At 49.6% G+C, this 6000-nt stretch carries 8 protein-coding genes; 2 read left to right on the top strand and 6 right to left on the bottom strand.

The window, feature by feature from the left end; all coding sequences use genetic code 11:
* Nucleotides 1-31 precede the first annotated feature (31 nt).
* Nucleotides 32-799: an exodeoxyribonuclease III gene (locus R3E63_10670; GenBank protein MEZ5540383.1), complete on the top strand. Its 768-nt coding sequence runs from the start codon at nt 32-34 to the stop codon at nt 797-799.
* Here R3E63_10670 and rph read toward each other — a convergent pair.
* From rph to R3E63_10700, 6 genes are read right to left on the bottom strand one after another with little or no spacing between them, the layout of a single operon-like run.
* On the bottom strand, nt 793-1512 hold the full coding sequence (rph, locus tag R3E63_10675; protein ID MEZ5540384.1) for a ribonuclease PH: 720 nt from the start codon (nt 1510-1512) through the stop codon (nt 793-795). The genes R3E63_10670 and rph overlap by 7 nt on opposite strands.
* Nucleotides 1513-1550: 38 nt before the next feature.
* A complete protein-coding gene (gene ubiA, locus R3E63_10680) occupies nt 1551-2447 on the bottom strand; it encodes a 4-hydroxybenzoate octaprenyltransferase (protein ID MEZ5540385.1) in 897 nt (298 codons plus the stop codon).
* Nucleotides 2444-2995: a chorismate lyase gene (locus R3E63_10685; GenBank protein MEZ5540386.1), complete on the bottom strand. Its 552-nt coding sequence runs from the start codon at nt 2993-2995 to the stop codon at nt 2444-2446. The genes ubiA and R3E63_10685 overlap by 4 nt, the downstream gene beginning before the upstream one ends.
* Nucleotides 2996-3008: 13 nt before the next feature.
* Nucleotides 3009-3686: a ribose-5-phosphate isomerase RpiA gene (rpiA, locus tag R3E63_10690; protein MEZ5540387.1), complete on the bottom strand. Its 678-nt coding sequence runs from the start codon at nt 3684-3686 to the stop codon at nt 3009-3011.
* Nucleotides 3687-3723: 37 nt separating this feature from the next.
* Nucleotides 3724-4896: a hypothetical protein gene (locus R3E63_10695; protein MEZ5540388.1), complete on the bottom strand. Its 1173-nt coding sequence runs from the start codon at nt 4894-4896 to the stop codon at nt 3724-3726.
* 32 nt (nt 4897-4928) lie between these two features.
* Complete coding sequence (locus R3E63_10700) at nt 4929-5369, bottom strand: META domain-containing protein (protein MEZ5540389.1); 441 nt, start codon at nt 5367-5369, stop codon at nt 4929-4931.
* 82 nt (nt 5370-5451) lie between these two features.
* Between R3E63_10700 and R3E63_10705 the strand changes: the two genes are divergently transcribed.
* Nucleotides 5452-6000: AmpG family muropeptide MFS transporter (locus R3E63_10705; protein MEZ5540390.1), on the top strand; the 549-nt coding region annotated here is incomplete at its 3' end.

A 6000-nucleotide genomic window follows, 5' to 3' on the forward strand; every position in this document is an offset into this window, starting at 1 on the left:
TGTCACCCTCAGTTAGAGTCACGGACGCATTATGCGAATTGTAAGTCTCAGTGTTGATGGTATTGCGCAAGCGGCAGGTCGCGGTCTTTTCGCGTGGCTCGCGCAGCAGAATGCCGACATCATCTGCTTGCAGGATTTGCGCGCTAGTGAAGATCAGTTGACGGATGATTGTTTCCCCGCTGGTTACAACGCGTATTTTTGTGATCGCGCTGACGGCAAACGCGGTGTAGCGATTTACACGCGACAACTGCCACGCGCAGTGATGCCGGGTTTTGGCTACAGTCCCGCAGTGGATCTCGACGGCACTTATTTGCGCGCAGATTTTGAACAGTGGAGTGTGGTGTCGTTGCTCGTGCCACCTGCGGTAGCGAATCCACAATCGCTGGAACGCCGCATGCGTTTTCTCGATAACTTACAAGACCATTTCAAAAAAATTGGCGCGCGCCGCCGTCGTTATATTTTTTGTTGTAACTGGCAGATGGTGCATCAAAAAGCGGATGTGCAGCAGTGGGAAGTGCACCAAGCTGATCCAGGCTTTATGCCGTTTGAGCGCGAGTGGCTCAATAGTTTGTACAGCGATCACGGCTATGTGGATGCACTGCGCGCAGTGAATGCAGAGCGCGATATTTTTAGTTGGTGGCCGTCTGGTTCTGTTGGGCAGGGCGATGGCTGGCGCGTGGATGCGCAAGTGGTGTCACCAGACTTTTTTCACCATGTGCACCGCGTGCGTTATTGTAAAGAGGCGGTGTTCTCCAGCCACATCCCTGTGGTCGTGGATTACGATCTCGATATTTATTGAGCCAACGCTGCTTTTTGCGCGGCTAATAAATTGGCGATACCTTTTTTGGCTAAAGACAACATCGCTTGAAATTGCGCTTCGCTAAACGGTTGTCCTTCTGCCGTGCCTTGAATTTCGATAAAGCCGCCGTCTTCACCCATCACCACATTCATGTCGGTTTCTGCGCTGGAATCTTCTGGATAATCCAGATCTAAAACAGCTTCACCTTCGTAAACGCCGACAGACACCGATGCAATCATGCGTGTGAGTGGATTTTCTGCGATCATTTTTTTCTTTTGCATAAACGCGATGGCATCCGCGAGCGCAACACAGGCGCCAGTGATGGAAGCCGTGCGTGTACCGCCGTCCGCTTGAATCACATCGCAATCAATCACGATGGTGTTTTCGCCCAATTTTTTTGTATCCACCGCTGCGCGCAGTGAACGACCGATCAAGCGTTGAATTTCAACCGTGCGCCCGCCTTGTTTGCCACGAGCGGCTTCGCGATCCATGCGGCTGCCGGTGGAACGCGGCAACATACCGTATTCCGCTGTCACCCAACCGCGCCCTTCGCCTTTCATAAAGCGCGGCACGCCGGAAGTGACACTCGCGGTGCAAATGACTTTAGTGTCACCAAATTCCACCAACACTGAGCCTTCGGCGTGACGAGTGTAATGGCGCGTGATGCGCACAGTGCGCAATTGATCGGGTTGGCGACCGCTAGGACGTTGCATAAAAAATCCTCAAAAAATAGAAAAGGGAATGGAAAAAACTAAGTTGATGCAGGAAGTGCGTAACTGAGGGCGATGCCGATAAAAATAATCATACCCACCCAGTGGTTGTGCAAAAAAGCACGAAAACACAGTGCGGGGTGACGATCGCGAATTAAGTATTGTTGCCAAGCGAATAAAACTGCCGCGATAGCGACGGAGGCAAAAAACGGCCAATGCAACTGAAAGCGTTTACCGATCAGCAAAAAACCTAACAGCACTAACACTTGCAAGACACCGGTGATAGCGCGATCAGCGTCGCCAAATAAAATTGCCGTGGAACGAATGCCGATTTTCAAATCGTCTTCGCGATCGACCATCGCGTAAAAAGTGTCGTACACCAGCGTCCACAATAAGGCGACGGCAAAAATTAACCACGCTTGCGGTGCGAGTGCATTGGTTTGCGCTGCCCACGCCATCGGAATCGACCAGCCAAACGCTGCGCCGAGCACCATTTGTGGCATGTGTGTGTAGCGTTTGCAAAAAGGATAAGCAGCGGCAAGCGCAACGGCAGCGACGGATAAATAAATCGTCAAACGATTGGTGAATAAAACCAATACAAGCGATACCAGACACAAACCTACACATAACAACAAAGCGTAGCCGAGTTTAACGCGACCGGCAGTGAGCGGTCTATCGTGTGTACGGCTGACATGGCGATCAAAATCGCGATCGGCGTAATCATTGATTACACAACCGGCGGAGCGCATCAACACGCAGCCGAGTGTAAAAATAAATAAATTTTTACACGATGGAAAACCGCCTGCGGCTAACCACAGTGTCCACAGTGTCGGCCACAACAACAGCAAAATACCGATAGGTTTATCCAAACGCATCAATTGCATCATGTCGCGCAGTGAGGGTGGAATTTTTTTATGGATGGGGTGAAAAACTTTCATGAATTAGGCGCACCGTTTGATGGCGACATAATGACATCGACCAGCGCTGGTAGAAAGGTTTCAGAAACCAATAAACCATGCGCGCCGTGGCGAAACACGGAGGAGCGCCCCCACAGTTTATTGGGCATATCTAGTGTTTGCAGTGTGGCGGGTAATGCATTGCGTGAGAGTTGTTGGAGGATCGGTTGTTCGCGCTGTATGCGCGGATTGCGAAACAACAGCGCACCCAGCGGGCGATTGTCCCAATGGCGTAAAAAACGCAGCGAGCCGTTCAGTGTGCGTAGCGGAAGAATGCTGCGTGCGTACACCCACGGTGTGTGGTTGCCGTTGAGTATCACTTCGCGCACCAAGGCCAATTCGTGCGGCGGAATGCCCAATAACTTGGCTTCTTGCAGGCGCGGTTTTTGCCAGCGCTGTTGCAAAATAGTGACTGAAAATTGCTGTTGGCTGAGTGCTTGCAAACGGCGCGTAAGCGAGTCGCGATTCTGCAACCAATTCTTTAATGGCGGCGCGAGTGCGGGAAGAATTTGTTGTCGCTGCGTGTGCATCCGTTGTTCGACATTAAGACGCAGCGCGCAATGTTTCCACGCCGCTGGGTTTACCGAGCAGCAACACATCGGCTGGGCGCAGGGCAAATAAACCATTGCACACTACACCGGTGATGTTGTTAATTTTTTCTTCCAACAAACGCGGCAAAGTGATGTGTAGATTGTGCACATCGAGAATCACATTGCCGTTATCCGTTGTAACGCCGGTGCGATACACAGGGTCACCCCCAAGTTTTACCAATTCACGCGCTACCAAACTGCGTGCCATCGGAATCACTTCCACCGGCAATGGAAAAGCACCGAGCGTGTTGACGAGTTTGGATTCATCGACAATGCAAACAAATTCTTTCGCGCAGGCGGCGACAATTTTCTCGCGCGTCAAAGCCGCGCCGCCACCTTTGATCAATTCCAGTTGTGCGTTGGCTTCATCGGCACCGTCGATATAAATATCAAACGAGCCAGTATGATTGAGATCGAACACTTCGATACCGTATTTTTGTAATCGTTGCGAAGAAGCATCGGAACTGGAAACACAACCAGCAAAATCGCCGGCGTATTTTGCCAATGCATCGATAAAAAAATTGGCAGTGGAGCCTGTGCCTATGCCGATCACAGAATCGCGTGAGATGCGCGTCATCACATAATCGAGTGCGGCTTTGGCGACAGCTTGTTTGAGTTCGTCTTGGGTCATAGTTTGTTATAAAAAAGAAGTTAAAAGTAAAAAGTGGTTAATCACTGCTATTTTGTTGGGCATTGTACTCAGGAATAAGTTGATAAATCTCCTCAAAAAAAGGAAATTGCTTAACTTCGTGCCCTTCAAATAGCCCAATCGTTGATGCACCATTGAGAAAAAGTAGCAGTGCAAAAACAGGGTAGGACGGTTGAATTTTTGGTATAGGGAAATGTCGTGCCACATTACAAAGATTTAGAAAGCTAGTCGTAATCATCAATGCATTCCAGCGGTGAGTATCCCAAGCAAGAATGTGCATCGCCAGTGGTGAAAATGAAGCCAGACAAATTAATAGAGTGATTGATGCGTTGTAGTGAGGCCGTACGATTTTCCAGATAGCTATGTTTAATACAATCGTAGTGGGTAGTGTAACAGGGAGTGATTCAAGGTTTGACCATAGGCTGAACAGTGACGGCTCCATAATTCCATAGTTATCACCTATGCCTCTCACTAGCACAGAAAAACCATCATACCGCAGAGGGTGAGAAGCGATTTGTTCCAATTGGTTTTGTAAGATTAGTCGGCTTGATAGGTCGAGTAATGCATAATTTGCTAATAAGAAAGCAACAGGAAAAGAGATCGTCGCATACACGCCGGCAAGTAATAAGGTATTTTTATTGATATTTTTTGTTTGTAAAAAAATCACATGAATAAAAAGTAATGGAAAAAATATGATAAAAAATGATTCGTGTATCAGTAGGCAAAGGAGTGTTACGGGGAGGATCAGCCATTGACTGTAAGTGGTATTGAGTAGTTGCGTCAGGATGATAACGGCTAATAAACCAATGACATCAAAATAGCCTATGGTGTGAGCAAGATAAACAGGGCTTAAGCTAGATGCAAAGAGCAGGGCTGCAGCTGTTAGTAGGGAGTTTTTCCGATTAACGAGCGTATACAAACAGTACAGTAGTGAAGAAACGGCAAAAATAAATAAAGATAAATTAACTACGGTAAACCACAAATAGTTGTCGCTGTAAGTTGGATTTAGTGTATGAAAAATTTCTCCGATCAATCCTCGCTTGATAAATCCTGCTTCGTAATTAAATAGAAAATGCGTGTAAGCCCATTCGCTCGGTGTGCGCATACCGCGCACAATAGAAACGAGAAGCACTACGGCGCAAACCCAAAACCAAGTGCTAGCTTTGTACGATGTTGTTGATGCGTCAGCCATTCAAAAATGATTTCCATCAATAAAAATTGACTTTAACGCAAATAAACCACTTTGAAGCGCGCCACGATTACACCTTGTTTGTCAGTCAGCGTTAGAGAATCGCTGTCGGTCGCCCAGCGTTTTTCACCTTCCAGTGTTTGTAAAAATACGCGCTCCGTCTCCATGCCTTCTGCACAGAACATCATGGTGGAGGCCATCTGTTGAAAGAAAACGGTGCTGCCTTTGATGGCGTAGCTACCCATGATGCGGTTGCAGCCGCCTGAACCGGCAACGCGATGGGCTTCCGATTGCAAAATTAAATGCGGCTCGCTTTGGTTGTCGATCACCGCGACGGTTTTTCCGTTCAGCTCCACCAGCTTCCAGTAGTTATTTTCCAGTGTGACAGCGGCGGCGTTCTGGCTGGATGACTGACAAGCAGAGAGGCCGAGCAGCAATACAGTGGCGAGCAACAGTGGTCGTAAAACAGCGTGCATAGGGTGATCCCTTTCAAAGGCAGGGTGCCATGGTAGCGGCTTGTGTAGATAATGACTGCATTCCTTTTTCGCAGGTTCCTGCATGGACGCGACTCCTCGTCTCACACTGCGCCAAGCATTTGCACAACCCGCCGCGCTGGTGATGTTTTTTTTCGGCTTCTCTTCCGGCCTACCGTTTTTGTTGGTGGGCAGCACGCTCTCGACTTGGTTGAAAGAGAGCGGTGTGTCACTGGAGCACATTGGCCTGCTCAGCTTGGTAGGGCTGACCTACTCCTTCAAATTTCTCTGGTCACCCGCCGTGGATGGCTTACGCCTGCCCCTGCTCGCGCATTTAGGGCAGCGGCGCAGTTGGTTGTTGTTGGCACAAGGCGCGCTAGCGGCCGCGCTGCTGTGGATGGCGTGGCTCACGCCGTCGGGTTCGTTCGCTTGGTTTATCGCGGCGGCAGCGCTCGCTGCTTTTGCGGGTGCGACGCAGGATGTGGTGATCGATGCCTACCGCATCGAGATTGCGCCGCTGGAAGCGCAGGGCGCGCTGGCGGCGACTGCGACGCTGGGCTACCGCATCGCGCTGTTACTGTCGGGTGCATTGGCGTTGATTTTGGCGGATCACATCGCGTGGTCGCTGATCTAC

The sequence above is a fragment of the Pseudomonadales bacterium genome (assembly GCA_041395665.1).
GTDB lineage: Bacteria > Pseudomonadota > Gammaproteobacteria > Pseudomonadales > UBA7239 > UBA7239.

Excerpts from the sequence above, each read along its gene's own strand:
- rpiA (MEZ5540387.1), bottom strand. The coding sequence starts at position 3,686 with ATGACCCAAGACGAACTCAAACAAGCTGTCGCCAAAGCCGCACTCGAT.
- ubiA (MEZ5540385.1), bottom strand. The coding sequence starts at position 2,447 with ATGAAAGTTTTTCACCCCATCCATAAAAAAATTCCACCCTCACTGCGC.
- rph (MEZ5540384.1), bottom strand. The coding sequence starts at position 1,512 with ATGCAACGTCCTAGCGGTCGCCAACCCGATCAATTGCGCACTGTGCGC.
- R3E63_10695 (MEZ5540388.1), bottom strand. The coding sequence starts at position 4,896 with ATGGCTGACGCATCAACAACATCGTACAAAGCTAGCACTTGGTTTTGG.
- R3E63_10700 (MEZ5540389.1), bottom strand. The coding sequence starts at position 5,369 with ATGCACGCTGTTTTACGACCACTGTTGCTCGCCACTGTATTGCTGCTC.
- R3E63_10670 (MEZ5540383.1), top strand. The coding sequence starts at position 32 with ATGCGAATTGTAAGTCTCAGTGTTGATGGTATTGCGCAAGCGGCAGGT.
- R3E63_10685 (MEZ5540386.1), bottom strand. The coding sequence starts at position 2,995 with ATGCACACGCAGCGACAACAAATTCTTCCCGCACTCGCGCCGCCATTA.